This is a genomic window from Streptomyces sp. NPDC048734 (assembly GCF_043198675.1).
Taxonomy (GTDB): Bacteria; Actinomycetota; Actinomycetes; order Streptomycetales; family Streptomycetaceae; genus Streptomyces.
The window spans coordinates 216,171-241,406 of record NZ_JBICUZ010000007.1 but is presented as its reverse complement, the minus strand read 5'-3'; the positions used below and the strand labels follow the sequence as shown (position 1 = coordinate 241,406).

Below are 25,236 nucleotides of genomic sequence, written 5' to 3'. Positions count from 1 at the left end.
CATGTCAGGAGACGGCATGACGAGACCACCCTGCCGGTAGAGCTCGTCGAGGGCGAGCGCTCCGGACGACCCGGTACGACAAACACGCCCGCTTCGACCCGGGACAGACGTCGGCGGGGTGGAGCCTGGGTGATCCTGGCTCCACCCCGTGGTGCGGGCGTGTCACTGGAACTGTGCGAAGAACCTCCAGATCTCTGCCTTGGTCCAGGTGGCGACGCCGCTCTCGCCGGGAGAGCCGTCGACCGGACCGGGTATGTGGCCTCCGTCGAACGCGGCCCATTGGACCGGGTACCCGGCACGGCAGCCCGAGTAGGTGGTGGTGATGTGCGTTCGGCTGCCCTGCGCGGGCTCGCGCGGGCTTTGGGCAGTGCAGCCGTTGTTGGCGACGAACTTGTCGCGCAGGGACCGTCCTTGCGCGATGCCGAGGACGTTGTCGCTGATGCCGTGGATTCCGAAGTAGGCGATGGGCTGGGTGCCGCCGCTGCACCCGCTGATCTGGGCGCCGGAGATGACCGCGACGGCCCTGAAGACGTTCGCCCGGCTGCATGCGAGTGCGTAGCTCATACCGCCGCCCCAGCTGAATCCCGTGGCGAAACGCTGTGCCGGGTTGACACAGAGGCCGCCCTCGATGCGCCGGATCATGTCGTCGACGAAGGTGACGTCCTCACCGCCCGAATTGGCCCAGCCGTTGCCGAGGCCCTGGGGGGCGACGAGGATCGCACCGTTGTTGGACTGTTCCTGTTGGCCGTAGTAGGACCAGGCGTTCCCGCTCGTGCCGCCCGAGGCGACGTCGCCGGCGGTTCCGCCCCGCCAGTGGAACGCGAAGATCAGCCGGTAGGGGTGGCTGTTGTCGTAGTTGGCGGGAACCCTGAGGATGAAGCTGCGGCTCTTGCCGCCGCTCTGCATCGTGTGCGTACCGCTCGCCAGAGTCGGGGCGCTGCCGCATCCGCCGCCGCCACCACCGGACGACAGCTTGATCATCTGCCATTGCTGGTTGGCGCCGCCCCAGTCGGTGTACTGGACGACGTTGCCGCCGTCGGCGGTGGAGCCGCCCTGCACCTCCACCGCCTTGCCGCTGGTGCGGTTGACCAGCCGGACGTGGCCCGCGTCCGAGTCGGCCAGGCGGAACTGCTGGTTGGCCCCGTTGTGGTCGGCCCACTGCTGGATCGCGGCACCGTCTGCGGTCGAGGCGCCGGCCACGTCGAGGACCTTGCCCGAATGCCGGGCCTTGAGGCGGTAGAAGCCGTCGCCGGAGTCCACGAACTGCCACTGCTGGTTGGCTCCGTCGTTGCGCGTCCACTGGCTGGCCCGCGCGCCGTCGGCGGTGGACGCGCCGGAGACGTCCAGTGCCTTGCCACTGTTGCGATTGACCAGGACGTACGAGGCGTTGGGGTCCACCGTCGCCGCCTCGGCGGGCGACGGGTTCACCGCGGCGAGCATGCCGGCCGCGAGGGTCGCGGCCGCCACGGCGGCGACCCGGGACCACCAGCGATGTCTTTGTGGAGGGGCGGGGGAAGCCGCACCGTGGGTCTTCATCGATTCACCCCTTCGTCTGTGGCAGGTCCCATCAGGTGCGGGTCCAGCGTTGGTTGCTGCCGTTCGAGCAGGAGTAGAGCTGGATCAGGGTGCCGTTGGCGGTGCCGCTCGCGACGGCGTCGAGGCAGAGGCCGGACTGGACGCCGACGATGGATCCGTCGGAGTTGAGGCGCCATTTCTGGTTGTCGCCGCCCCAGCAGCCGTAGATCTGGACTTTGGTGCCGTTGCCGGTGCCGGCGGCGTCCAGGCACTTGTTGCCGTAGACCCTGAGCTCGCCGGCGGTGGTGTACGTCCACTGCTGGTTGGTGCCGTTGTGACAGTCCCACAGGTGGAGCTGGGTGCCGTCGGTGGTACTGGTGCCGGGCACGTCCAGGCAGCGGCCCGAACCGACGCCCTTGATCGGTCCGGAATCCGCAGGGGGCGTGGAGGTGCCGCCGTTGAGTGCGTTGAGGACGGCGGTGTAGGCGGACTTCTTGCTGCCGTCGCCGTTGAACAGCAGCGGCGTGTGCTCCGGTCGCCAGGAGTCGGTGTCGCGCACGCCCCAGACGGTGATGCCGAGGCAACGCGGGACGGCCAGGCAGTCGTTGGTCACGTTGGCGTAGGTCGTGGCCGGGGCGCCCTGGATGTCGAGTTCGGTGACGGCCACGTCGACGCCGAGGGCGGCGAAGTTCTGCAGGGTGGTGCGGAAGTTGCTGTTGTAGGGGCTGCCGCTGTTGAAGTGCGACTGGAAGCCGACGCAGTCGATCGGCACGCCGCGCTGCTTGAAGTCCCGGACCATGGCGTACATGGCCTGGGTCTTGGCCCAGGTCCAGTCCTCGACGTTGTAGTCGTTGTAGCAGAGCTTGGCGGCCGGGTCGGCGGCGCGCGCGGTGCGGAAGGCGACCTCGATCCAGTCGTTGCCGGTGCGCTGCAGGTTGGAGTCGCGTCGGGCTCCCGAACTGCCGTCGGCGAAGGCCTCGTTCACGACGTCCCACTGGGCGATCTTGCCCTTGTAGTGGGCCATCACGCCGTTGATGTGGCCGATCATCGCCTGGCGCAGTGTGCTGCCGCTGAGGCTCTGCATCCAGCCGGGCTGCTGGGAGTGCCAGGCCAGGGTGTGGCCGCGCACCTGCTTGCCGTTCTGCACCGCCCAGTTGTAGACGCGGTCGGCGGCGGTGAAGTTGAACTGGCCCCGCTGCGGTTCGGTGGCGTCGATCTTCATCTCGTTCTCGGCCGTCACCGAGTTGAACTCACGGTTCGCGATCGACGTGTACGTCGAGTCGCCCAGCCTGCCCGAGGCGATGGCGGTGCCGAAGTAGCGGCCGCTCTGCGCCGCCGCGGCGCCGAGCGTGCTCTCGGCGGCGAGCGTGCTCTCGGCGGCGTGTGCGGTCGGCGGCGCGACCAGTGCGGTGACCATACCGAGGACGCCGACGAGCAGCGCCAGCAGCAGGCCGCGGATCTTCCGGTGGATAGCGGGTCTGGGAAGGGCGTACGAGCCCATGGGGGTGCCTCCAAGGTAGAGATCACGGAAGGACTGAAGCGCGGGGGAACGCGTCGTCCGCTCCCACTCGGCGGACGGACGGGGCGGGCCGGAACCCGGGCTGCACGGAACCACCGGACACCGCGTCACCGGACACCGCGGTCATGGGACCGGGACGATCTCGACCGGCACGGACGGCACCCGGCCGGCCGTCGGGTGACGTACGGCGGGTGGCGGCGGTGTTTCGACACGGGCATGGGGGTACTCCATCGCGGCTCAGCCGGGGGGACCGCCACGCGGCGTCGCGCACCTCTCCAACTGCGCGAAGAGCCAGGATGCGCTGGTGCGAACCTCACCGGAACGAAACGGGGTGGCGCAGGTGACTTGGTGCGTGGGTCTGTTGTGCGGCTGTACGTGGGTCCGCCGGGCAGCGCAGACGGCTCAAGACTGCCGTGGTTCGGCATCTCGAACCATGACCGGTTTCCCAGACAGGGATGATTGAGGTGTTGACGATGGATCGTCAATACTCCTCGCAGAAGAAGTTTCGGTTTCCCGCTCGAAACTTTCTGGAATCCCGGCGGACCGGAAGGCGAGCCCTCGACGCCGTCGACGGATGCCGTGGGGCTGGGGCCGGGACGAACGTACGGACGCCACTTACCCAGCCTCTCTCTTCCGCCCGGTCGTCTTGGACCGGCGAGCCGCGTCCGTCAGCTCCGGAGTGGATCCGGACGGCGAGACAGTCCGCCGGCCCGACGGGGAGGCGCTGTTTGTGGACAGATCGGCGACAGGCCTTGACCGGAGGGCCCCGCATTCCTAGCTTGTGGCGTCGAAGCATCCGGGAATTCTTCGAAACTTTCGAGATGGCCCCCGTCCCCGGCACGTCCGCTCCGCGGTTCATCGTGATCACCTCACCCCGCCCCCTCGAAGGAGGCCCTCCGATGTGGTTTCGCCACCCGTCCCTGGCCCGGCCAAGGCGCTTACTCGCCGTTCTTGCGCCCTTGCTGCTCGTGGCCACCTTCCTCGGCGCCCAGCCCGCCGACGCGGCGACCGTGGACCCCAACGCCTCGTATGTGCTGGTCAACCGCAACAGCGGCAAGGCCCTGGACGTCTACAACATGGCGACCAACGACGGCGCCCGCATCACCCAGTGGACCAGGAACGATCAGAACCAGCAGCAGTGGCAGTTCGTCGATTCCGGGGGCGGCTACTACCGCATCAAGTCCCGCCACTCGGGCAAGGTGCTGGACGTCCACAACTGGTCCACCGCGAACGGCGGCTCGATCGTCCAGTGGGCCGACCTGAACAGCACCAACCAGCAGTGGCGGCTGGCCGACAGCTCGGACGGCTACGTGAGGTTCGTCTCGCGCCACAGCAACAAGGCCCTCGAGGTACAAGGCGCCTCCACCGCCGACAACGCGAACATCGTCCAGTACGACGACTGGGGCGGCACCAACCAGCAGTGGCAACTCGTCAAGGCCGGCGGCGACAACCCCGGCCCGTGCGACCTTCCGTCGACATACCGCTGGACGTCAACGGGCGCGCTGGCGCAGCCCAAGGCGGGATGGGTCTCGCTCAAGGACTTCACCGTCGCCCCCTACAACGGCAGGCAGCTCGTCTATGCGACGACGCACGACACGGGGACGAGTTGGGGGTCGATGAACTTCGGCCTGTTCGGCAATTGGTCGGAGATGGCATCGGCCGGCCAGAACACGATGTCGGCTTCCACCGTCGCGCCCACGCTCTTCTACTTCGCGCCGAAGAACATCTGGGTGCTCGCCTACCAGTGGGGCGGGACGGCCTTCTCCTACCGGACGTCGAGCGACCCCACCAACCCGAATGGCTGGTCGTCCCAGCAGGTGCTCTTCTCCGGAAGCATCTCCGGCTCCGGCACAGGACCCATCGACCAGACGCTCATCGGTGACGGGACGAACATGTACCTGTTCTTCGCCGGTGACAACGGCAAGATCTACCGGGCCAGTATGCCGATCGGGAACTTCCCGGGCAGCTTCGGCACGACCTCGACAGTGGTCATGAGCGATACGACGAACAACCTGTTCGAAGCCCCGCAGGTCTACAAGCTGCAGGGCCAGAACCGCTACCTCATGATCGTCGAGGCGATCGGCTCGCAGGGCCGCTACTTCCGCTCGTTCACGGCCACCAGTCTGAACGGCTCGTGGACGCCCCAGGCCGCGACCGAGAGCAATCCCTTCGCCGGCAAGGCCAACAGCGGCGCCACCTGGACCAACGACATCAGCCACGGCGAACTGATCCGCACCAGCGCCGATCAGACCATGACCGTCGATCCCTGCAACCTGCAGTTGCTCTACCAGGGGCGCAGCCCCAACTCCGGCGGCGACTACGGCCTCCTGCCCTACCGTCCGGGTCTGCTGACACTGCAGCGCTGACGGCGTGGCACGAGTCCGGCTCCGGTGGGGAGCCGGCGTGGGGGGGGGGGGGGGGGGGGGGGGGGCCCGCCCCCCCCCCCCCCCCCCGCCCGGGTCACGCGACGAGGTCAGCGCTCACACGGCGACGGAGCGCGGGGTCGGGCAACGCTCACCAGCCCGAAGGCCATCCCGTATGGCGGTGCCGCCGACCGCGCTCGCTCCTGAGGTTTTCAGGGTGGCCACGGAGATGGCCGTAAGCCTGGATCTTCATGCCGTACCGGTCGGACCAGAAGTACGCCACCGGCGCGAACGGTTGCGCACCTCCGGGGCGGCGAGCAGGTCGCGGGCGGCGGCCATGCCCTGTTCGACGGCGGCGGTGCGGTGCTCGATGCGCATCGAGGTGCCGAACAGCGGGTTGTACCAGCGGGCGACGTCACCGGCGGCGTACACGTCCTTCGCGGCCCCGCAGCACTCGTCGCACACCACTCCGTCGCCGATGGAGAGCCCGCTGCCGTCGAGCCACTCGGTGCCGGGCGGCGGGCCGACGGCGACCAGGACCTCGTCGGCTTCGACGAGTTCGCCGTTCCCGAGCCGCACCCCGTCGTCGGTCACCCCGGTGACGGTGACCCCACGGCGCAGGTTCACGCACCGGTCCAGGTGGGTCCGGGCCAGCATCCGGCCCACCTCCGTGCCGACGGCGTGCGCCAGCGGTACGGGGGCGGGTTCGAGCGGGGTGACGCGGACCTCGAGCTGCCGGGTGACGGCGGCGGCCTCCGCGCCGAGGAAACCGGCGCCCACCACGACCAGGCGCCGCCCGGGGTGAGCCGCTCGCGCCGGGCGAGGGCGTCGTCGAGGGTGCGCAGGACGTGCGCGACCTCGCCCGGCAGCCGGCGTGGCCGGACCCCGGGGGCCCCGCCGCGGCACTGCCCCTGCGGTCCCCTCTCCCAGGCCGCGGACACGGGTACCGACCCGCCACCGCAACCGACTCATGCCCGGCGCCAGGAAGAAGCCCCCGTGGCCCACCGCGATGCACCCCGACCGGGAACGGGCGCCTACGCCCGGCCGTCCGGATCCGCGGTCACCGCCCGCACCGCGGCCGGAGCACGACCTGCCGCCGACGCCGCGGCGGCCGGTACGGGTCGTCCGCCTTCGCCGGGGCGGGCCACGGCGTCGTGAGGACGATCTCGGATTTCCTTTCCCGGCCGGCTCTTTCTCGCTCGTCCCTCGTACGTTTCCGGCCAATCACGTGAGCCGTCGTCGTCGGTCCGGCGGTGTCCGGGGCGTTGGACTCCGGACACCGCACGGGTCCGCGCGCTTCCGTCGTGGTCTCCTCCTCCGATGGGGTGCACGGCGTACGGCGCGCCGGCGGCGGGGGGCGCGTTCGCCACCGGGAAGGCCGCGCATGCCGTCGGCGGCGGGCGCGGGGGTTGTGCCCGGCGGCCGTGGCGGGGCGTCGTGGCACATGGTGCGGCCGGGTCCGGTCGGCGGCGTCCCCTCCCGTTCCCCGCGCAGTTCAGATGCCGTTCCCCGCACGGAGTGGCGAATTCCGGCTCATGTCCGGCGCGGCCGGCGACGATCCGCAAGGGCCCCGCCCGCCCGGGAGTTCCCTTCGGCGCCGCGAATGCCAAAGCGAAGCGGGAACCCCGGGCGCCGCGCCGACGCCGCCCGGATCCGCCCCCCTCGGCGCGGTGATCGCGGATGGCGGGCGCGGCGAGAACCGCTCGCCCCGATGCTGCCGTACGGGGCCCTGCAGCGCCCCACACCGCTCGTGTGAAATCGAACCAGCTCTCGTTCAGGCGTCCTTGTCCTCCGCGTCGGCGCCTGGTTAAGCTCCCGACTGTTTCAATTCCTGCACCTTTTCTACACATCTTTGCCAACTGTGGCGCCATTTCGCATGCGCTCTCGCATGCGGGTTCGAGTGTGACGGCGGAAACGGGGAGGGCTGCGCATGGGATCTTCTGTTCCCGAAACAGGGGCCTCGCGCGTCCAGGCCGTTTCGACTCCGCCGGTCCTGGTCAAGGACACCGAGTCCGCCGAGGACACCGAGCCCGTCACCCGCGACGTCCGGCTCCTCTGGTGCGCGAACGCCGCGGACTCCCTGGGCAGCCAGGCGTCCGGGGTCGTCCTGCCGCTGCTGCTCCTCGGGCTCGGCTACTCGCCGGCGGTGGTGGGGCTGGTCGCGGGGGTGTCCACGGCGACCGGGCTGGTGCTCGGCCCGCTCGTCGCCGTACCCGCCGACCGTGGCGCGCGTAAGCGGGTGATGTTCTGGTCGGCGGTGGTCTCGGCGCTCGCGATGGGCTCCGTGGCCGTGGCCCTGGCCGTCGCGGAAGGACGGCCTTCACTGGTCCACCTGCTCGCCGCCGTGCTCGTGGAACGTACCGCCACCGCCTGCTACGAGGCCGCGGCACGCGGCACGGTGGCCCTGATCTCCACCCCCGGGAACCTCCCGCGCGTGGTGGCCGGGCTGGAGGCGGGCGACCGGGGTGCCCTGGTCGCGGGGCCCGCCCTGGGCGGCATGCTGTACCAGGCCTCGCGCGCGCTGCCCTTCGTGCTGGACGCCGTCTCGTACGCCGTCACGGCCGTGTGCGTCCGGGCCATGCGCTCGCACCTGCGGGCCGACCGGACCGACCGGACCGACGGTGCGGACGCGGTGGACACCGCGGACCGGGCGGACGCGGCCCACCGGGCGGACGGCGCGTCGGGGCCGGCCGGTGGCACGGCCCAGGACGGTCCCGTGCCGCGGCCCGTGCCACCGCCCGCGTCTCGCTCCGCACGCGGCACCTGGTCCGCTCTGGCCGCCGAGGCGAGCGCCGGAGTCCGGCTCGTCCGGACGACGCCCCTGCTGCGGCTGGTACTCGTGTGGACCACCACCGTCAACGGCGTACTGGCCGCGCTGTACTACGACGCCGTCTTCACCTTGCAGGAGAGCGGCCACGGCGGCACGCCCATGGGTCTGGTCCTGGCGCTGTCCGGCGCCGCCGGACTCGCCGGCTCGCTCGCCGCGCCCCGGCTGGTGCGCGGACTCAGCCCCGTGCGGGCGGTGGTGACGGTGTCCTGGCTCATGGTCCCGCTCGCCGCCGCGCTCGCGACGGCCGGGGGACCGTGGTCGTACGGGGCGCTGTTCGGCGGGTTCTGCCTGATCATGCCGCCGGCCACCGTGATCCTCCAGGCGCGGGCCATCCAGGGGACGCCGCCCGGACTCCAGGCCCGCGCGGGCTCCGTGCTCGCCACCGCCGCCGGCGGGGCCGCCGCTGTCGCGCCCGCGCTCGCCGGGTTCCTGACGGCTCACGCGGGGGCCGCCGTACCCGCGCTCGCCTCCGCCGGAGTACTGGCCCTGCTCGCTGTGCACACCACCCTCGGCGCGGGACGCGTACTGGCGCCGGGCATACCGCCGAAGGGCACACCGGCGGGAGACGTTCCGACGAGGGGGCGAGGCGCATGACCGGATCCCGCTACCAGGTCTACCTCGCCGCCCTGCCCGAGGTCTGCGCCGCCGATCCGGCGCTGATGGCGTTCACCGCCGACGCGGAAGGCCGTTGCGAGGTGTTCGCCTGGGACGCCGGGACCGGGCGCGCCCGCCGGGTCACCGACCGGCCGCGGGGCACCCTGCACGCGGCGATCGACCGGGACGCGAACGTGTGGTGGTTCGACGAGGACGCGCACGGCGAGGGGCACTGGCGGTTCCAGCCCTTCCGCGGCGGCCCCGACCTCCCCGGGCTGACCGGGGTGCCCGCGGGCACCCCGCGCGGCCTGGCCGTGAGCGACGACGGGATCGTCGCCATGGGGCTGGGGAACGGCCGCACGACCACCGTCCACCTGGGCCGGCGCGGCGCTCGCGCACGTGAGGTGACGCGCGTCGACCGGCACGCCACACTGTCCGGGATCACCGCCTCGGCCGGTCTGCTGGCGATCAGCGGACCGGCCGGTTCCGCGCACGCCGTGACCGTCCTGGCCGCGGACGGCACACCGCGCGCCGTGCTCTCCGGCTCCGGGGAACACGGCAGACTCTGGTCGCTCGGCTTCGCGCCCACCGCCGAGCGCGACGAACTGCTGCTGGTGCGCGAGGACGACGACCGCTATCTGCTGGCCAGTTGGCGGCCGGAGACCGGGATCCGTACGTACCCGTGGTGCGCGTTCGCCAGTGAGATCACCGCCCGCTGGTACCCGGACGAGGACGAGGGGCGTACCGTCCTGATCCGCGAGGACCGCCACGGCCGCAGCACCCTGCACCGGGCCCGCCTGGACACCGGCGCCCTCACGCGCGTGCCGACACCGCCCGGCAGTCTGCTGGACGCGGCGCCGCGAGCCGGTGGCGACGTGCACTACCTGTGGACGGACACGGCCCATCCGCCGCGCATGTGCTCCACGGCCGGTACCGCGCTGCCGGCCCTCGGCACCGTGCCGGGACGCGTACCGGGCGACCACCGCGACCTGTGGACGCCGACCCCGGACGGCCCCGTGCACACATGGCTCAGCCTTCCCGAGTGCCACGGCCTGCCCCGGGGTCCAGAACTTCCGCGGGGCGAAACCTCCGAGGGCCGGGCCTCCGCGGACGAGGCCTCCGAGGGCCTGGCCACCGGGGGGCGGGGCGCGCCGCCGCCCGTCGTCTTCCTCGTGCACGGCGGTCCCGCCGACCACGACCGCGACGCCTACGACGGTGTCGTGCACTCGCTCGTGGCCTCGGGCTTCGCCGTCGCACGGGTCAACTACCGCGGCTCCACCGGCTACGGCCCCCGCTGGCGCCGGGCCTTCGGCGCGGGCGTGGGGCTCACGCAGGTCGAGGACCTGGTGGCGGTGCGCGCCGATCTGATCGGGCGCGGGCTGGTGCGCCCGGACGCCGTCGGACTGTGGGGCACCTCGTGGGGCGGCTACCTCACGCTGCTGGCCCTCGGCACCCGCCCCGGGCTGTGGCAGGCGGGCGTCGCCGTCAAGCCCGTCGCCGACGGCGTCGCCGCCTACCGCACCACCACGTCCGCGCTGCGCACCCTGGACGAGCGCCTGTACGGAGGCACACCCGACGACGTGCCCGAGGCGTACGCCCGCAGCTCGCCGATCCAGTACGCCTCGCGCGTGCGGGCACCGCTGCTGGTCGTGGCCGCCACCCGGGACGCCAAGTGCCCGCCCGGCCAGGTGCGCGGCTACCTCGCCGCGCTGCGCGCCGCCGGAGCCCGCCACGAGTCGATGTGGCTCGACAGCGGGCACGACGGCTACGAGGGCGGCGACCACGTCGCCGTACTGCGCCGCGCCGTGGTCTTCCTCGACCGCGAGCTGCGCGGCGCGCACCGCGCCCCCCAGACGCCCCCCGCCGACCGGAGGGGGGATTCCGGCCGCGTCCGTACCGCGGCGGCGGCCGGGACAGGTACCGCCGAACACACCGAGAGGAGAACCGCCCATGCAGAAGGACATCATCCACAACGACCCGCTCGAGGGTGACGAGGAGAACCGGAAGCCGAGCGTCGGCGTCACGGTCACCATCCCGTTCCGCAACGCGGAAGACGCGGAAGAGGGCTGATCCTCGCCGGCCGGCCCGGCGGCCACAGATGCCGGGCCGGCCGGTCGGCCCGGCACCACAGGGGCGGCCACCGCAACGGGGTGTCCGTCCCGACGGGGTCGGGGGCGTCCCGCCACGGCCGCGGCCGGTTGCCCGAAAAGCCCCGCCTCCCGCCTCCTTTCTCCGCCGTCTTCCCCGTTGCCCGTTCCCCGTCCTCCGGCCGTCCCACGAGGAGCTGCCATGCGCGTACTGCTGGTCAACATGCCCTGGTCGCCCATCGACCTCCCGTCGCTGGCCCTGGGAATCCTCAAGCGGAGTGTGGACGAGCACGTGCCGGACGGCAGTGCCGAAGTCCTGCACGCCAACCTCGAATTCACCGACTGGATCACCCGGCGCATGGAGTTCACCGCCGAGGACTACGAGTACTACGCCCTGGCCTCCTACTTCATGGGCTGCGGCGACTGGGTCTTCTCCTCCGCGCTCTACGACGACCCCGACTGGCGGGACGACGAGTTCGCCGCCGCGATGAAGGGGAAGCTCAACGCGTCCCGGATGCGGATGACCCGCGAACTGCACCGGCTGGTACCGGAGTTCGTCGCGGACATCGCCCGGCGGATCGTCGACGAGGCACCCGACGTCGTGGGCTTCACCTCCACCTTCCAGCAGAACACCGCCGCGCTCGCGGCCGCCCGCCAGGTCAAGCAGCTCGCGCCGCACATCGTGACCGTCATCGGCGGCGCCAACTGCGACGGCGAGCAGGGCGCGACGGTCCACCGCAACTTCCCGTTCGTGGACTACGTGATCCGTGGCGAGGGCGAAGCCGCGTTCCCGCGGCTCCTGTCCGCGCTCGGTGAGGAGCACCCGGACCTCTCCACGGTGGCCGGGCTGTGCCACCGCGATCCGGACGGTGTGAGCATCGCCAACGCGATGGCCACCAGCCCGCTGCCGCCCGCCACCATCCTGCCGCCCGACTACAGCGGCTACTTCGAACGCCTCGGCGCCTCCGTGGCCCGCAACTGGGTCGAGCCCAAGCTCGTCGTCGAGGGCGCCCGGGGCTGCTGGTGGGGCGAGAAGCACCACTGCACGTTCTGCGGACTCAACGGTTCCTTCATGCAGTTCCGCAGCAAGAGCCCGGACACCTTCTACGACGAGATCATGGATCTCGCCCGCCGCCACCGTGTACTGGACATGTACGTGGTCGACAACATCCTCGACATGGGATACCTCTCCACCGTCCTGCCCCGGATCATCGAGAGCGGCTACGACCTGCGGCTGCACATCGAGATCAAGGCCAACATGCGCCGCGCCCACCTCCGTACGCTCTCCGACGCGGGCCTGATCTACGTGCAGCCGGGCATCGAGAGCCTGAACAGCCGCGTACTGGACCTGATGGACAAGGGGGTCAGCGGCTGCCAGAACGTCCGCATGCTCCGCGACGGCGCCGAGACCGGCCTGTCGGTGTCCTGGAACTACCTGCACGGCTTCCCGGGAGAGAGCGCGGAGGACTACGACCCGGTCATCGCGCAGATACCGGCGCTGGAACACCTCAACCCGCCGGTCGACCTCTCGGCCCGTATCGCCATCGAACGGTTCAGCCCCTACTTCAACCGGCCCGAGCTGGGCTTCTCCGGCCTGCGCCCGGAGGCGCACTACCGCTTCACCTACGACCTGCCGGAGGAGGAGCTCCACGGCCTCGCCTATGTCTTCGAGGCGCCGGAGCGGGGCATCGGCAAACCCACCGTCACCGCGCTCAACGCCGCGCTCGCCGCCTGGCGCAAGCACCACGCCGACGCGCGTCTCACGCAGGCCGACCTGGGCGACCGCATCGTCCTGGTCAGCAAGCGCCGGGCCTTCGAGTGGCGGGCGATGGAGCTCACCGACCCGTACGAGATCGCCGTGTTCCGGCTGCTGGACCAGCCGCACACACCGGCGGCCCTCACCCGCAAGGCCGCGGGCCGGGTGCCGGGCGGGGCGCTCCGGGAGGACGAGGTGCAGGAACTGCTCGACCGCTGGGTGGGGCTCGGGCTGGTCTTCACCGACAACGGGCAGTACGTGCACATCGCGCCCTCGGCGGTGAACGAGGACCTGCTGCGGCTGGACTTCATGCGGCACCGGTACGCGGCGCCCGTACCGGCCGCCGCGCCGGCCGAACCGCACATGACCGGAGTCTGACCCGTCTTTCCTCTTCCCCTCCCCCTTTTCTTTCGGCCCCCTCCCGGGGTTCGTCCGACTTCGCCCGGGGTTCGTCCGAGGTCCGTCCGACCCTCGTCCGAGCGTCGTCCCACCGCCGTCCGACCGTTCAGGCGCACCTGGAGGCCAGTCCGATGAGTGCCAGCTCCACCCTCACCGCGTCCGCCGCCGTCTGGCGTGACTACGACCCCGTCGCCTGCGCGCTGCCGGGGATGTTCCTCGGCGACGTCGCGCTGACCGGTCCCGTCGCCGAGGAATGCGACCGGCTGTGGGAACTGGGCGCGCGCCGCGTCCGGCTGTCCGGCGTCGTCGATCTCGCCGACACGGGAACGCCGGACGCGGCGGCCCGTGCCGTACGAACCCTCAGCCTGGTCAGGGACCTGACCGCCCGTGCGGTGCTCGTCGAGTGGGACCTGCGGCCGGATCCGGACGGGGGCCCGACGGCCGCCGAGGACATCGGCCGCCTCCTGAGCCACCTCCAGCCGCCGCAGCGGATCGAGGGGGTGGACCCGGCGAGGGCGGACGACGCGCTGCGGACCTGGCGCAACGGCCACTACCTCGGCAAGTGCCTCTGGCGGCAGGGGCCGGGCTTCGTCCAGATCCGCGACCGCCGCTGGGGAGATCTCCGCCGGTTCACGGTGGACGAGCCGCACTACCAGGAAGCGATCGAGCGCCTGGCGTACGGGGCTCCCGCGTCGGCGGTGCCGTCGGACGCGCTCGCCGACTTCCGCGAGGAGCGACTCGTGCTCGCGGTCGGCGGGGTGGAGTGGTGGCTGCCGTACCGCGTCAACCGCTGGATACAGGAGGCGATGACGATCTGAGACGGGGTGTTCCCGAGCGGCAACCGGCGGGACGCGGGTCCTGACCGGGGTGCGGCGGCTGCCGGCCCCGTCGCGGCGGAAGGTGAGCGAGAAGGCTCTGCCGCCGCGCGAGATCGACGGCAAGCCGGTGCCGCCGCACCGGCGCAAGGCGGTGCGCGCGAACGCCGACCTGCCGGAAAGGGCGGTGGACCGCGACGCATGCTCGGTGTGCGTGCTGTGCTGGAACAGCCGTTCCGCGCGCTGGAGCGCCGCGACGTCTTCGCCTCGCCCTCGCACCGCCGGTCCGGGCCGCGCGCCCGCCTGCCTCAGGGAAAGGTGCTCGGCCGGTCGGGGACGCGACGTCGGGATTCCTGATGCCTCCCCGTCCGGTCCGGGCAGTCCGCGGCCTGGTCGAGGGCTAGGAGGAGGCGCATGCCGTCGGCGCCGGCGCCCCCGAGACCGTTCCGGCTGTCGGCGACGCGCCGACGCGAAGACCTTCCCCCATCGCGGCCTTCTGGCGGCGGGTCGGAAGGGTGAGGATCACCACTCTGAGGGCGGGATGTCGTATCGTCCGGCGCTGCCGTCCGACAGGGCGCCCTCTCCGTTCCGGGACCGGAAGTCCGGATGCCTGCCGGGCCTCGGCGTACGGACAAGGGTGCTCCGGTAGGGCGTCCGTGTCCGGCACGCGCACCCGCGCACCCCCGCCGGAGCGTGCCGGCTCCCTCCGGCCGGGACGCGCCGAACCGGTCGCGGGCGTCGGCCGAGGACGTCGTCCGACACGGGGCGAGCACTGAGCGCCGACGCATCGGACGATCCGTCACCTGTTTCTGCGCGCAGGGAAGTTGACGGCGCGAACCGAAGCCGAGGCGTGGCCGGCGAGTCCTCCTGTCCCCCGTTCCGTCCGGAGTATTGACGTCCCGTGAAACAACTCAATAGTTTCAGTATCTTCGACTCACAGGGGGTGCTTCCCAGGGAATCCCGTGCAGCCGGCACCACCACGATCCGTTCCGGGAGGGGCGCCACCCGCGCGGCACCACGTCGCCACGTCACCCGGCTCACCGGCGGCGTCGTCGCGACCTGAACATCCGTACTCAGCTGCCGTCAGCGCCCGGCTGCCGGTCGACGCGGAGACCGGCCACGTCTGCGTCACGACCACGCGCACCGCGGGCCGGTCGGCCACGATCGGGACAGGAGGGATCACCCATGGGCCGCTACGGCCGGCTCCGCCGCATCCAGCAGATGGACCCTCGACAGGACTTCGAGCAGATCTACCGGTGGATCGTCCACTACGAGTTCCCCCGCGACTATCTCCACGGGACCTCGATCGCGTTCCTGCGCGACTACGGCGTCCCGCGCATCTCCCGACTCCTGGACCGCACACAGGAGTTCGAGCGCGCCGGCCAGAAACGGTACGACGACACGGTACTGCTCACCTACGAGATGGTCCGCGCGGGGGCGGACTCGGAGCACGGCCGGGCGGCCGCCCGTCACCTGAACCGCATACACGGCCGGTACCGGATCCCCAACGAGGACTTCCTCTACGTCCTGGCCACCACGGTGGTGGGGCCGAAGCGGTGGATCGACCGGTTCGGCTGGCGGCGCCTGTCCGGGCAGGAGACCGAGTCCCTGGCGCTGGTGGGCCGGCGGATGGGCGAGATGATGGGCCTCTCCGGCGTGCCCGGCACCTACGCCGCGTTCGAACGGCTCCACGACGACTACGAACGGGAGATGTTCGCCTACGACCCCGCCAACCGCAGGGTCGCCGCGGCCACCCTGCGGATCCTGGCCTCCTGGTACCCGGCCCCGGTGCGGCGGCCGGCGTCCCGGGTCGTACTCGCCGTCCTGGACGAACCCCTGCTGGAGGCGCTCGGCTTCCGTCCGGAGCCGCGCTGGCTGCGGTCCGCGGTCCACCGCGTGTTCCGCGTCCGGGCCTCGCTGATCCGTCTGCTGCCCGCGCGGCCGGAGCGGTTCCCGCGCAAGCCCAGGGCGCGGACCTATCCGTTCGGCTGGACCCTGGACGACCTGGGTCCGCGCTGGGTGCACTCCCGTCCCCCGACCCCGCTCCAGGACGAGACGCCGCCGGAACGGGCCTCCTCTCCGGCGCGGCCGTCCGCACCCCGTGTTCCCCGTCAGGAGACCCGATGACCGACACCGCCCCGCCCACCGCGCCCCGCGCCGCGACCTTCACCACGTACTCCCCCGCCACCGGCGAGCCGATCGCCGCACACCCGGTGAACGGGCCGGAAGAGGTCTCCCGCGCCATGGCCTCGGCCCGGACCGCCCAGGCCGGCTGGGCGGCGCTGCCCGCGTCCCGGCGCCGCGACCACCTGCTGCGCTGGAAGAGGGCCCTCGCCGCCGACCTGGACGCCGTGGCAGCCGTCATCGCCGGGGAGACCGGCAAGCCGGCCGGTGACGCCGCGCTGGAGGTCGTCCTCACGCTGGAGCACCTGGGCTGGGCCGCCCGCAACGCCGAACGCGTGCTGCGCCGGCGGAAGGTGGGCACCGGACTGTTCACCGTCCACCAGCGGGCCTCGCTGGTGCACCGGCCGCTGGGGGTGGTCGGTGTGATCGGCCCCTGGAACTACCCCCTGTACACCCCGATGGGCTCCGTCGGTTATGCCCTGGCCGCGGGGAACGCCGTGGTCCTCAAGCCGTCCGAGCTGACGCCGGGCACCGGGGTCCTGCTCGCCGAGCTGTTCGACGCCGCCGTGCCCGGGCACGCCGGGCTGCTCACCACCGTCACCGGCGCGGCGTCCACCGGGGACGCCCTGGCCCGGTCCGGGGTCGACAAGCTCGCGTTCACCGGTTCGCCGGGGACGGCCCGCAAGGTGATGGCGGTGTGCGCCGAGACGCTGACGCCGTTCCTCGCCGAGTGCGGCGGGAAGGACGCGGTGATCGTCACCGCGGACGCGGACCTGGACGCGGCCGCCGACGCGATCGTGTGGGGCGCGCTGAGCAACGCGGGCCAGACCTGCGCGGGGGTGGAGCGCGTCTACGCGGTGCGCGGGATCCACGCGGCGCTGTGCGAGCGGGTGGTCGAGCGGGCCGGGGCGCTGCGCCCGGGTGCCGGGGCGGACGCGTCCTACGGCCCGATGACCCTGCCGGACCAGGTCGCGATCGTCGAGCGGCATGTGACCGGTGCGGTCTCGGCGGGTGCGCGGGCCCTGCTGGGCGGGCCCGAGTCGGTGCGCGCCCCGTTCGTCGCGCCGGTCGTGCTGACCGGTGTTCCGGAGGACGCGGCGGCGATGACGGAGGAGACCTTCGGGCCGGTCGTGGCGATCAACGCGGTGGCCGACGTGGACGAGGCGGTGGAGCGGGCCAACGCCTCGCGCTACGCCCTGGGGGCCGCGGTGTTCTGCCGCGACGGGCGCGCCGGTGCGGCCATCGCGGCGCGACTGCGCGCGGGGGCGGTGTCGGTGAACTCGGTGCTGGGCTTCGCGGCGGTGCCCGCGCTGCCGTTCGGCGGGTCGCGGGACTCCGGCTTCGGGCGGATCCACGGCGCGGAAGGGCTGCGTGCCTTCACCTCCGTGCAGTCGACGACGGTGCAGCGGTTCACCCCGCCGATCGTGCTGACCTCCTTCGGGGTTCCGGCCGCCACGCGGGAGCGCGCGGTGCGGCTGGCCAGGGCACTGCACCGGCGCCGCTGAACGAGCGGGCGGCGCCCGGCCCGCCGGACCGTACGGGCGAACCGTCCGTCCGGACGAACCGTCCGTCCGGGCGAACCGGCAGGTCAGGCCTCCAGCAGCGGGGCCAGGTAGCGGCGGGCGAAGGCCCGGGCCTGGTCCTCGTCCTCCATCTCGATGCAGCTGGCGGGGTTGAGCAGGAAGGACACAGCGACCCGCACCATCAGCTCGGCGACCGGACGCGGGTCGTCGTCGGGACGGCCCTCGACCTGTTGCGCGCGACGCAGATGGACCGTCAGGTACTCGACGGTGGCGGAGAGCGAGGAACCGCCCTGCACGGTCAGGTAGGGCAGCACCAGCTCGGGTTCGAGGCGCAGCAGGCCGCCGAAGAGCGGGTGGGCGCGGGTGTGGCGCAGGGCGACCACGAAGCCCTCGACGACCCGCTCCTTCATGGTCGGCAGCGCCGCCACCGCCGCGTCCAGCCGCTGGAAGAAGCGGCCGAGTTCGCGCAGCAGGGTCTCCTCGACCAGCTTGTCCTTGGTGTGGAAGCGCCGGTAGACGGTGACCCGGGAGACGCCGGCCCGCTTGGCGACGTCGTCCACGGAGGAACGGCGCAGCCCCAGGAGGGTGAACTGCTCCAGTGCTGCGTCGAGGATCCCGCGCGCCACGGGGTCCTCCGGCTCCGGCTGGGCGAGGACCCGGTCGAGCCACGAGTCGTTCGTGTCAGTTCTCATGGTGCTCCTCACGATACCGGCGAACGACCCCCCGAGAGACTCTGAAACATCTAGCATGTCTTTGTAACTCCGCTGCTTGCCCGACCCTGACCGAGCCGCCGACCGGCACCCGGAACCCGGAGGACCTGATGGGCAGTCGACTCACCGAGGAACAGACCGCTTTCGCCGCTGCCGTGCGCGATTTCGCCAAGCGCGAGTGCGGCACCCGGGAGCAGCGTGACGCGCTGACGGGAGGAGGCCGCGAGGCCCATCACCCCGAGTTGTACGGAAGGCTCGCCGACCTGGGCTGGCTCGGGGTGTGCCTGCCCGAGGAGTACGAGGGCGCCGGCGGCGGACTGGCCGACGCCTGCCTCTTCCTGGAGGAGACCTCGTACGGGATGGTCCCGTGCGGGGGTTTCGTCACCACCGTCATCGCCGCGAAGGCGTACGAGCGGTTCGGCACCGAGCGGCAGCGGCGGGAGGTGCTGCCCGGCGCCGTGCGCGGCGACGTCCTGTCCATCGCCATGTCGGAGCCGGAGGCCGGGTCGGACGTCGGCGCGCTGCGTTGCCGCGCCCGGCGGCAGGGGGACGGCACGTGGGTGATCGACGGTCAGAAGACCTGGATCTCCAACGCCCACTGCGCGAAGAGCATCCTTCTGGTGGCCCGCACCGGCGAGGACAAGCACGGCGGTCTGACCATGTTCCATCTGCCCGCCGACGCCACCGGTGTGGAGGTGCGGGGCATCGAGACCATGCGCGGCCGGGAGGTCAACGACGTCTTCCTCACCGGGGTGCGGCTGCCCGCGGACGCGGTCGTCGGCCAGGTGGACGACGGCTGGCGGCAGTTGATGGCCGGCCTGAACCACGAGCGGCTCTTCCTGGCCGCGAACATGCTCGGCCTGGCACGCCGCGCCTTCGACGACGCCGTCGCCCATGTGCGCGAACGCGAGCAGTTCGGGCGGCCCGTCGGGTCCTTCCAGGCGCTCAGGCACCGGATCGCCGATCTCGCCACCGAGATCGAGTGCACCCGGCTGCTGGTGCGCGAGGTGGCTCTGGACTGCGACGCGCAGCCGGACCGGCTGTTCCCGCGCGAGGCGTCCATGGCCAAGCTGAAGGCCACCGAGCTCGCCAAACGGGCCGCGCTGGAGGGCATGCAGATGATGGGCGGTTACGGCTACACCACGGAGTTCGACATGGAACGCCACCTGCGGGTCGCGGTCGCCTCCACGGTCTACGGCGGGACCAGCGAGATCCAGCGGGACGTCATCGGCAAGACCTACGGTCTCTGAGCCGCCCCGCACGCGAACGGCGGCCGCCCATCCCTCGGACGGGGGTGGGCGGCCGCCGTTCGCGTGCGGGAAGCACGGGACCGTGCGGGCGCGGGGGCGACAGGCGACAGGCGACAGGCGACAGGCGACAGGTAACGGCCCGAGGGGCGACGGGGCGAGGGGTGTGGAAGGAAAGCGGCCCGGTCAGTCGGGGTAGAGCTCGGACAGCTCGTCGGCGTACTTGTCCCGGATGACCCGGCGCCGCATCTTCAGCGACGGCGTCAGCTCGCCGGTCGCCGGACCCCACTCCTCGGCGAGCAGCTCGTACCGCTTGACCTGCTCGGTGCGGTTGAGCCGGGTGTTGGCGGCGGCGACCGCGCGGTCCACCTCCGCCCGGACGGCGGGGTGTCGTGCCAGCCCGGCCAGTCCCCCCTCCGCCTCGACGCCGTGGGCCACGGCCCAGGCGGGGGCGGCCTCCGCGTCGAGCACCAGCAGGGCGACCAGGTAGGAGCGGTTGTCGCCGTGCACCATCGCCTGGCCGATCAGGGGGTGTTCCTTGAGGGCGTTCTCCACCAGGGCCGGCGAGACGTTCTTGCCGGTGGAGGTGACGATCATCTCCTTCTTCCGGTCGGTGAGCCAGAGGAAGCCGTCCTCGTCGATCCGGCCGATGTCACCGGTGGCCAGCCAGCCGTCGGCGTCCAGGGCGGACCGCACCGAGCCGTCCGGCTGGAGGTAGCCGGAGAAGACGGACGAACCCCGCACCAGGATCTCGCCGTCCTCGGCGGTACGGATCTCCACGGACTCGACCGGGCGTCCCACCGAGCCGAGCCGGAAGCCGGTCTTCGGGCTGTTGCCGGTGGCCACGCCGGTGGTCTCGGTCAGCCCCCAGGCGTCCATGACGACGATGCCGAAACCGGCCCAGAACCTCACCACGTCGAGCGGCATCGGCGCCGACGCGCTGGCCGACCAGGTCACCCGGTCCAGCCCGCCCGCGGCCAGCATGGGCAGCAGCACGTCCTCGCGGACGCGCGCGTAGCGCTCCTCGAGCCCGGCGGGCGGGGTCTCGCCCCGCTCGCGGTACCCGACGTGCTCGCGGGCGACCTCGAACGCCCGGTCGATGACCACCCGCTGCTCGGCCGGCATCAGTGAGAGGACGGCCCGCACGGCGGCGGACAGTTTCTCCCAGATCCTCGGCACGCCGAAGAACTGCGCGGGGCGCACCTTGCGCACCACCTCGCCGACGCGCGTCGGGTCGACGCAGAGGTAGACGTGCGAGGCCCGGTGGCAGGGCAGGTAGATGCCCAGCATCCGCTCGGCGATGTGGGCGAAGGGCAGGTAGCAGACGTGTTCGACGTGCGGGGGCAGCTCCACCACGGCGTCCAGCGCCAGGGCGTTGGACATCACCTGGCGGTGGGTGAGGACGACGCCCTTGGGCTCGCCGGTGGTGCCGGAGGTGTAGACGACGGTCAGCGGGTCCTCGGGGCGGGCGGCGTCCAGTTCCCCGGCGAACCGCTCCGGCACCGGTTCGCGGAGCAGGCCGGCGTACGGGAGGTGACCGCCCCGCGCACCCGCCTCGACCACCACCAGCCGCTCCAGCGGGGTGTCGGCGTCGGCCAGCAACGGCTCCCACACGGCGACCTGCGCCGCCCCCTCCACGACGGCGAGGCGGGCCCGGCAGTTACGGGCGATGTGGGTGATCTGCTCGGGGGCCGCGGTGCCGTAGACACTGACCGGGACCGCACCGAGGCGGACCAGCGCCAGGTCCGACAGCCAGTGTTCGGGCCGGTTGGCCGTCATCAGCAGTACGTGGTCGCCGCGGCCGACGCCGAGGGCCCGGTAGCCGGCGGCGAGGCTTCGGGTGTGCTCCTGGACCTCCGCCCAGCTGAGCGTCGTCCAGTCGCCGTCCGGGTCCGCCGACTGCCAGGAGAGGGCGGGGAGCCGAGGGTACTCGCGGGCGTTTCGGGCCAGCAGATGCGGCAGGGTCCGGTCGGCCGGGTCGCCGGGCAGGTCACCGGTGGTGCGGGGTGCTGATGTCATCGGGGTCCCCTTGCGGGTCGGGAGGGAGCGTCTGGGGAGACCGGGGCGCTGAAAGCCCCTGCGGGCGTGCCTGGTGGAACCGGCGGGAAGCGGGACGGCCGACCGTGGGCCCGGGCTCCGGGGAACGACGGCCCCGCGCACCCGAGCCGGTCGGTGGGCAGGAGGTGCGGGGGCGGCGTGGGCCGCCGGAGCGGTCGAAGCGACCGTCCTGCCGGGCGGCGGCCGCCCGCTCCTGGGAGAGCTCCGCGTAGGAGTCCACGTCGTGCCGGGAGAAGCCCTCCAGAGTGGCGATCAGGTCAGCGCCGATGCCCTGCGGGACGAAGTCGGGTCCGGACGCAGTCGCGAACGCGACACGGGTGTCGTCGGGGGGCGGTCGGCGGTCAGCCGAGCAGCGAGCGGCCGATGATCTCCTTCATGATCTCGGTGGTGCCGCCGTAGATGGTCTGGATGCGGCTGTCGAGGAACGCGCGGGCCACCCGGAACTCGCTCATGTAGCCGTATCCGCCGTGGAGTTGAAGACAACGGTCGACGGTCCGCTTCTGCAGTTCGGTGGCCCACCACTTGGCCATCGAGGCGTGCACGGCGTCGAGCCGGCCCTGGCTGTGCTCGGCGACGCAGCGGTCGACGAAGGTCCGGGTGACCGCGGCCTCGGTGGCCATCTCGGCGATCTCGAAGCGGATGTGCTGGAGCGTGGCCAGCGGTCTCCCGAAGGCCACGCGCTCCTTCACGTACCGCGTGGTGACGTCCAGGATCTCCTCGGCCGCGGCGGCGGCGCCGACCGCGATGGCCAGCCGCTCCTGGGCGAGGTTGTCCATGAGGTGGGCGAAGGCCCGGTTCTCCTCCCCCAGCAGGTTCTCCTTGGGGACGCGTACGTCGTTGAAGAACAACTCGGCGGTGTCCTGGGCCTTCTGGCCGATCTTGTCGAGGTTGCGGCCGCGTTCGAAACCCGCCGTGCCGCGCTCGACGACGAGCAGGCTCTGCCCGCCGCTGCCGCCCTCGGGGGTGGTGCGGGCCACCACGACGACGAGGTCGGCGAGGATGCCGTTGGAGATGAAGGTCTTCGCGCCGTTGAGCAGGTAGTGGTCGCCCTGGTCGGTGGCGGTGGTGCGGATGCCCTGCAGGTCGGAACCGGCGCCGGCTTCCGTCATGGCGATGGCGGTGACGAGGTCGCCGGAGACGAATCCGGGCAGCCAGCGCCGCTTCTGCTCCTGTGTGGCGAGCCGGGTCAGGTACGGGCCGACGATGTCGTTGTGCAGGCTCAGGGCCAGCCCGGAGGCACCCGCGCGGGCGAACTCCTCGATGAGGACGGCGCTGTACCGGAAGTCGCCGGTCCCGCCGCCGCCGTACTCCTCGCCGACGGCCATGCCGAGCAGGCCCCGGCGGCCTGCCGAGCGCCACACCTCGCGGTCGACGACGCCGTCCTTCTCCCAGCGTTCGTGGTGCGGGGTCACCTCCTTGGCGAGGAAGGTCCGCACCGTCTCGCGGAAGGCCTCGTGGTCGGGGCCGTACAGGTCTCGTCGCGGTGTCACAGCCAACTCCTCACGCGCTCGATCAGACGGGCTGGGTCGGGACCGACGGGGGTGACGTTGAGCATGGTCACGCCCGCCGCGCGGAAGACCTCGACGCGGTCGCGGACGTAGCCCTCGGGGCCGGCCAGGCAGAGGAGCTCCAGCAGTTCGGCCGGTACGGCGGCCTCCGCGTCCTTCTTGCGGCCGGCGAGGTAGTGCTCCTGGACGGCGTCCGCGGCGGCCCCGTAGCCGTAGGAGCAGACGAGGTCGTGGTAGAAGTTGCGGCCGGAAGCGCCCATGCCGCCGACGTAGAGGGCGACGGTGGGGCGCATCAGCTCACGGACGGCCTCCGCGTCGTCGCCGATGGCCAGCAGGCCGCCCGCCACGACCGAGAGCGGGCCGAGCGCGGGGTCTCGGCGTGCGGTGCCCTCCGCGAGGGGGCCGCCCCAGACCTCGGCGGCGTGCTCGGGGACGTAGAGGAACGGCAGCCATCCGTCGGCGATCTCGGCGGTCATCCGGACGTTGGCCGGGCCCAGCGCCGCGACGTAGACCGGGACGGCGTCGCGGACCGGGTGGTTCAGCAGCTTCAGCGGTTTGCCGAGGGTGCCCCCCTTCCCGGCCGGCAGGGGCAGGTCGGTGATGCCGTGGTGCTCGATCACCTCGCGCCGCCAGATCCGCCGGGACAGCTCGATCACCTCGCGGGTGCGGCCCAGCGGGCGGTCGTAACGGCGCCCGTGCCAGCCCTCGACGACCTGGGGTCCGGAGGCGCCGACACCCAGGAGGGCGCGGCCGCCGGTGAGGGCGTCGAGTCCGGCCGCGGTCTGGGCGATCAGCGCGGGGGTGCGGGAGTAGACGTTGAGAACGGCCGAGCCGATCCGCATCCGCTCGGTCTTCGCGGCGAGGTATCCCATGGTCGTCGGGGAGTCGAAGCCGTAGGCCTCGGCCACCCAGACGGCGTCGAGGCCCGCGGACTCCAGGCCGGCGACGCGGTCCGCGGCGGCGCGCGGCTCGCCGGCGTACGTCAGCGGTGAGGACAGTTCCATCAGCAGTGGTCCTTCAGCAGTTCGGGCACGCCCCAGTCGCGGGCCACGTCGGGGGTGTGCGCGCCGGGGACGGCCGGGGGGCGCCGGAGGGTGCCGGGGGTGGCGGAGAAACGGGGGGCGGGAGCGGGCTGGGTGACGCCGTACGCCTCGGTGTAGGTGCCCCGTCCGGTCAGGTGCCGGTGACCGGCCGCCTCGTGCAGCGAGAGCACGGGCGCGACGCAGGCGTCGGTGCCTTCGAAACGGGCCGTCCACTCGTCACGGGTGGCGGTCTTGAACCGGGCGGTGAACACGGCCCGCAGCTCGGGCCAGTTGCGCGGGTCGGCGCGGTCCGGCAGGTCCTCGCCGACCAGGCCCAGCAGGGAGACGAACACCGTGTAGAACTGCGGCTCGAGGGCGCCGACCGCCATCCAGCCGCCGTCGGCGGTCTCGTAGACGCCGTAGTGGGGGCAGCCGCCGTCGAGCAGGTTGCGGCCGCGGGCGTCCTGCCAGGTGCCCTCGGCGAGCATGCCCCAGAACATGGCGGTGAGGTGTGCGGCGCCGTCCACGATCGCGGCGTCCACCACCTGGCCGCGGCCGGTGGCGCGGGCGGTGAGCAGCGCGGCGAGGACGCCGGTGGTCAGGTAGAGGGAGCCGCCCGCGTAGTCGCCGAGCAGGTTGACGGGGAAGACGGGTCGTCCGTCCGGCGCACCGATCATGGACAGGGCGCCCGCGGTGGCGATGTAGCCGATGTCGTGTCCGGCCAGGGGCGCGAGGGGACCTCGCTGGCCCCAGCCTGTCATCCGGCCGTACACCAGCGCGGGGTTGGCGGCCGTGCACTCCTCGGGGCCGACCCCGAGCCGCTCCGCGACACCGGGTCGGTACCCCTCCAGCAGGATCTCGGCGCGTGCCGCCAACGCCCTCACCGTTTCCGGACCTTCGGGCGACTTGAGGTCGACCAGGACGGAGCGCTTGTTGCGGTTGGTCACGTCGTGGGCGGGATCGCCGCCGAGCGGCGAGGGGCCGGGGCGGTCCACGCGCACCACGTCGGCGCCCAGGTCGGCGAGCAGCATCGCGGCGAACGGACCGGGACCGATCCCCGCCAGTTCGACCACGCGTACGCCGTCCAGCGGGCCCGCCACGTCGGGGCCCGGAAGCTCGGTGGAGTGCCGGCTCATGGGTTCCTTTCTCGGTGCAAGACGCTCGGG

Annotated in this window: 15 protein-coding genes and 3 pseudogenes; 9 read left to right on the top strand and 9 right to left on the bottom strand. The window is 72.3% G+C overall.

From position 1 onward, the window contains the following. Window positions 1–162: 162 nt before the first annotated feature. Together ACGFQC_RS20600 and ACGFQC_RS20595 are read right to left on the bottom strand one after the other, a co-directional pair. A complete protein-coding gene (locus ACGFQC_RS20600) occupies window positions 163–1,536 on the bottom strand; it encodes an RICIN domain-containing protein (protein ID WP_393288465.1) in 1,374 nt (457 codons plus the stop codon). Between the two features lie 31 nt (window positions 1,537–1,567). After that, a complete protein-coding gene (locus tag ACGFQC_RS20595; protein ID WP_363090330.1) occupies window positions 1,568–3,016 on the bottom strand; it encodes an endo-1,4-beta-xylanase in 1,449 nt (482 codons plus the stop codon). A 917-nt stretch (window positions 3,017–3,933) separates the two neighbouring features. Here ACGFQC_RS20595 and ACGFQC_RS20590 point away from each other — a divergent pair. Then, entirely contained in the window at window positions 3,934–5,400 is a 1,467-nt protein-coding gene (locus ACGFQC_RS20590) for a non-reducing end alpha-L-arabinofuranosidase family hydrolase (RefSeq protein WP_363090331.1), read from the top strand. Window positions 5,401–5,608: 208 nt separating this feature from the next. Here the strand turns inward: ACGFQC_RS20590 and ACGFQC_RS20585 are convergent. Next, window positions 5,609–6,290: pseudogene (locus ACGFQC_RS20585) on the bottom strand (NAD(P)/FAD-dependent oxidoreductase); the annotation flags it as partial. 1,037 nt (window positions 6,291–7,327) lie between these two features. Here ACGFQC_RS20585 and ACGFQC_RS20580 point away from each other — a divergent pair. From ACGFQC_RS20580 to ACGFQC_RS20550, 7 genes and pseudogenes are all read left to right on the top strand, one after another. Continuing rightward, window positions 7,328–8,821, top strand: coding sequence for an MFS transporter (locus tag ACGFQC_RS20580; protein WP_363089719.1), 1,494 nt, complete (start codon window positions 7,328–7,330; stop codon window positions 8,819–8,821). Next, window positions 8,818–10,812 (top strand): prolyl oligopeptidase family serine peptidase, encoded by a 1,995-nt coding sequence (locus tag ACGFQC_RS20575; RefSeq protein ID WP_363089720.1) that lies wholly within the window; start codon window positions 8,818–8,820, stop codon window positions 10,810–10,812. Before ACGFQC_RS20580 ends, ACGFQC_RS20575 begins: the two co-directional genes overlap by 4 nt. 298 nt (window positions 10,813–11,110) lie before the next feature. Next, the gene (locus tag ACGFQC_RS20570) at window positions 11,111–13,042 is read left to right on the top strand and encodes a RiPP maturation radical SAM C-methyltransferase (protein WP_363089721.1); all 1,932 of its coding nucleotides are present in this window, start codon (window positions 11,111–11,113) and stop codon (window positions 13,040–13,042) included. A 152-nt stretch (window positions 13,043–13,194) separates the two neighbouring features. After that, complete coding sequence (locus ACGFQC_RS20565; RefSeq protein ID WP_363089722.1) at window positions 13,195–13,881, top strand: DUF5825 family protein; 687 nt, start codon at window positions 13,195–13,197, stop codon at window positions 13,879–13,881. Window positions 13,882–13,897: 16 nt separating this feature from the next. Then, a pseudogene (locus ACGFQC_RS20560) lies at window positions 13,898–14,193 on the top strand (hypothetical protein); the annotation flags it as partial. 870 nt (window positions 14,194–15,063) lie between these two features. Beyond that, complete coding sequence (locus ACGFQC_RS20555; RefSeq protein ID WP_363089723.1) at window positions 15,064–16,005, top strand: oxygenase MpaB family protein; 942 nt, start codon at window positions 15,064–15,066, stop codon at window positions 16,003–16,005. Continuing rightward, on the top strand, window positions 16,002–17,507 hold the full coding sequence (locus tag ACGFQC_RS20550; RefSeq protein WP_363089724.1) for an aldehyde dehydrogenase family protein: 1,506 nt from the start codon (window positions 16,002–16,004) through the stop codon (window positions 17,505–17,507). The genes ACGFQC_RS20555 and ACGFQC_RS20550 overlap by 4 nt, the downstream gene beginning before the upstream one ends. A gap of 83 nt (window positions 17,508–17,590) precedes the next feature. On the opposite strand, the gene ACGFQC_RS20545 is transcribed toward ACGFQC_RS20550, so the two are convergent. Beyond that, a complete protein-coding gene (locus ACGFQC_RS20545; RefSeq protein ID WP_363089725.1) occupies window positions 17,591–18,217 on the bottom strand; it encodes a TetR/AcrR family transcriptional regulator in 627 nt (208 codons plus the stop codon). Between the two features lie 128 nt (window positions 18,218–18,345). On the opposite strand from ACGFQC_RS20545, the gene ACGFQC_RS20540 reads away from it, so the two are divergent. Next, a complete protein-coding gene (locus ACGFQC_RS20540) occupies window positions 18,346–19,485 on the top strand; it encodes an acyl-CoA dehydrogenase family protein (protein ID WP_363089726.1) in 1,140 nt (379 codons plus the stop codon). A 183-nt stretch (window positions 19,486–19,668) separates the two neighbouring features. Here ACGFQC_RS20540 and ACGFQC_RS20535 read toward each other — a convergent pair whose 3' ends face one another. The 5 genes and pseudogenes from ACGFQC_RS20535 to ACGFQC_RS20515 form a co-directional block, all read right to left on the bottom strand. Further along, window positions 19,669–21,501: an AMP-dependent synthetase/ligase gene (locus tag ACGFQC_RS20535; RefSeq protein WP_363089727.1), complete on the bottom strand. Its 1,833-nt coding sequence runs from the start codon at window positions 21,499–21,501 to the stop codon at window positions 19,669–19,671. A gap of 166 nt (window positions 21,502–21,667) precedes the next feature. Beyond that, window positions 21,668–21,823 (bottom strand): annotated as a pseudogene (locus tag ACGFQC_RS20530) (acetyl-CoA C-acyltransferase); the annotation flags it as partial. A 58-nt stretch (window positions 21,824–21,881) separates the two neighbouring features. After that, window positions 21,882–23,030: an acyl-CoA dehydrogenase family protein gene (locus ACGFQC_RS20525; RefSeq protein WP_363089728.1), complete on the bottom strand. Its 1,149-nt coding sequence runs from the start codon at window positions 23,028–23,030 to the stop codon at window positions 21,882–21,884. After that, a complete protein-coding gene (locus tag ACGFQC_RS20520) occupies window positions 23,027–24,052 on the bottom strand; it encodes an LLM class F420-dependent oxidoreductase (protein ID WP_363089729.1) in 1,026 nt (341 codons plus the stop codon). The genes ACGFQC_RS20525 and ACGFQC_RS20520 overlap by 4 nt, the downstream gene beginning before the upstream one ends. Beyond that, window positions 24,052–25,206 carry a CaiB/BaiF CoA-transferase family protein gene (locus tag ACGFQC_RS20515; protein WP_363089730.1) on the bottom strand — a complete coding sequence of 385 codons (1,155 nt, stop codon included), beginning with the start codon at window positions 25,204–25,206 and terminating at the stop codon, window positions 24,052–24,054. Before ACGFQC_RS20515 ends, ACGFQC_RS20520 begins: the two co-directional genes overlap by 1 nt. Window positions 25,207–25,236 lie beyond the last annotated feature (30 nt).

Bases quoted from the DNA above. Each gene is read 5' to 3' on its own strand.
- ACGFQC_RS20600 (WP_393288465.1), bottom strand. From the start codon at position 1,536: ATGAAGACCCACGGTGCGGCTTCCCCCGCCCCTCCACAAAGACATCGC.
- ACGFQC_RS20595 (WP_363090330.1), bottom strand. From the start codon at position 3,016: ATGGGCTCGTACGCCCTTCCCAGACCCGCTATCCACCGGAAGATCCGC.
- ACGFQC_RS20590 (WP_363090331.1), top strand. From the start codon at position 3,934: ATGTGGTTTCGCCACCCGTCCCTGGCCCGGCCAAGGCGCTTACTCGCC.
- ACGFQC_RS20580 (WP_363089719.1), top strand. From the start codon at position 7,328: ATGGGATCTTCTGTTCCCGAAACAGGGGCCTCGCGCGTCCAGGCCGTT.
- ACGFQC_RS20575 (WP_363089720.1), top strand. From the start codon at position 8,818: ATGACCGGATCCCGCTACCAGGTCTACCTCGCCGCCCTGCCCGAGGTC.
- ACGFQC_RS20570 (WP_363089721.1), top strand. From the start codon at position 11,111: ATGCGCGTACTGCTGGTCAACATGCCCTGGTCGCCCATCGACCTCCCG.
- ACGFQC_RS20565 (WP_363089722.1), top strand. From the start codon at position 13,195: ATGAGTGCCAGCTCCACCCTCACCGCGTCCGCCGCCGTCTGGCGTGAC.
- ACGFQC_RS20555 (WP_363089723.1), top strand. From the start codon at position 15,064: ATGGGCCGCTACGGCCGGCTCCGCCGCATCCAGCAGATGGACCCTCGA.
- ACGFQC_RS20550 (WP_363089724.1), top strand. From the start codon at position 16,002: ATGACCGACACCGCCCCGCCCACCGCGCCCCGCGCCGCGACCTTCACC.
- ACGFQC_RS20545 (WP_363089725.1), bottom strand. From the start codon at position 18,217: ATGAGAACTGACACGAACGACTCGTGGCTCGACCGGGTCCTCGCCCAG.
- ACGFQC_RS20540 (WP_363089726.1), top strand. From the start codon at position 18,346: ATGGGCAGTCGACTCACCGAGGAACAGACCGCTTTCGCCGCTGCCGTG.
- ACGFQC_RS20535 (WP_363089727.1), bottom strand. From the start codon at position 21,501: ATGACATCAGCACCCCGCACCACCGGTGACCTGCCCGGCGACCCGGCC.
- ACGFQC_RS20520 (WP_363089729.1), bottom strand. From the start codon at position 24,052: ATGGAACTGTCCTCACCGCTGACGTACGCCGGCGAGCCGCGCGCCGCC.
- ACGFQC_RS20515 (WP_363089730.1), bottom strand. From the start codon at position 25,206: ATGAGCCGGCACTCCACCGAGCTTCCGGGCCCCGACGTGGCGGGCCCG.